General features: G+C 28.8%; 1 pseudogene. It reads right to left on the bottom strand.

Features of this window, described 5'->3' with window-relative positions:
- Positions 1-59: 59 nt before the first annotated feature.
- A pseudogene (locus KVT11_RS20145) lies at positions 60-260 on the bottom strand (S-layer homology domain-containing protein); the annotation flags it as partial.

The following is a 260-nucleotide window of genomic DNA, read 5'->3' as shown; positions in this document are numbered from 1 at the left end:
TATTAATTGTTATATTACATATTTCAATATATCAAATGGAACGTTGAATTGCAATGATATTATACACGTACTTGAATGTACATCATGTGGTCAGCTGTAGAATGCCCTACACGGATCTTATATTTTCCTTTTTCATAGTTATTAATTTCTTGAGCACCTACAGTTTCTTGAATTTCTTTATCTAGAACTAAATCAGAATTTAACATCGTAGTCCACTTTTTAGCTAATTCGATAGTTGCTTCGTTATTATCTAAGAAAAT

Origin of the sequence: Bacillus sp. GbtcB10, from assembly GCF_019091365.1 — a bacterium.
Lineage (GTDB): Bacteria > Bacillota > Bacilli > Bacillales > Bacillaceae > Bacillus > Bacillus altitudinis.
Note: the sequence above shows the minus strand (reverse complement) of the source record. Positions and strands in the feature narration are given on the sequence as shown.